Annotated in this window: 3 protein-coding genes; all 3 read right to left on the bottom strand. The window is 47.7% G+C overall.

Annotated features, from left to right (window positions below; all coding sequences use genetic code 11):
- On the bottom strand, window positions 1-378 hold a 378-nt coding region (locus tag ACFINH_RS09990), incomplete at its 3' end, for a GPW/gp25 family protein (RefSeq protein WP_375613760.1).
- Between the two features lie 3 nt (window positions 379-381).
- Window positions 382-582, bottom strand: coding sequence for a hypothetical protein (locus tag ACFINH_RS09985; protein WP_375633016.1), 201 nt, complete (start codon window positions 580-582; stop codon window positions 382-384).
- 12 nt (window positions 583-594) lie between these two features.
- The coding region (locus ACFINH_RS09980) for a baseplate assembly protein (RefSeq protein WP_375633014.1) at window positions 595-1,005 on the bottom strand (411 nt) is incomplete at its 5' end.

Genomic DNA, 1,005 nt, shown 5'->3' with positions numbered 1-1,005 from the left:
GTCATCACCAACCTCTAAATTGATGCTCATTGGCTCTTGGTGTGACCAATCCCCCAAATGCCCATTGGGATAAAAAACACCCGTTAAAACAAAATGGAACGTGCCTTCACGCGTTGCTTTTGTCAGATCAATCCTCTGCAACGAGAACCCAGGCTCTCCACACTCTGGATCATCGAGTGCTTCAACAATTGCTTGATATAGCTGCATCATCGTCGCAGGATCAGCATTGGCATCTTGGAATGCTCCAACATCACATCCATAATGACGACGCAAAACCCGTGTCCCAATTCTTGTCGTCAGACATTTACGAAGTGACTGTTGACAATGCGCAAAGCCATATAAAAGAGAGCCATCCTTTTCGCTCATCCCGCACCGCATGCTTTAAGCACCCTTTGTTGTCTTTGTGGTAGAGACCGTTGTGGCCGCAGCAACAACAGGGGCTGGTTTTTCAGCGATCTGACCAAGCAGCAACGGATATTTAGCCGCTTCCTCACTTAAACAAATTTCCTCACCCTTGCCTGGTGAACGCTTGCCTGCAACAAAATCGGCATTGGTTAAAATAACATAAGTGTTCTCACGCATGATAAAACTCCTTTAAAGAGGGGAAGAGGTTGTGGAGGGACCCATTTTGACCCCACCGTGTTTGTGGCTTGCGCCAACAGATTTTTGATTGTGCTGCAAATCTTCTGCTTGAATATGCACACTGCCCGTTAATTCAACACGGGTTGATTGATGAGAAAGCACCAAACCTTTTTCACTCAAATGGATTTGGTTTTCCCCATGGGAGAGAATGAGCTCATTCTTCGTGATACGCAAAGCGCCACCCGCATAACACAGAGCAAATTCTTGGAAAGAGCGTGCGGGATTAGGCGCATCCTCACTATAACTATCGCGCACCACCAGAGAAGCAGAACCAATTTCGCCATGGGGGTTTAACAACCGCACCGGATCACCAACATGGAGGGGCATATTGCTTGAGAGAGCGCCAGAAGCCTCTTGCGCTTG

This window comes from Bartonella sp. AA74HLJMH (genome assembly GCF_042197045.1).
In the GTDB taxonomy this organism is placed as follows: domain Bacteria; phylum Pseudomonadota; class Alphaproteobacteria; order Rhizobiales; family Rhizobiaceae; genus Bartonella.
Note: the sequence above shows the minus strand (reverse complement) of the source record. Positions and strands in the feature narration are given on the sequence as shown.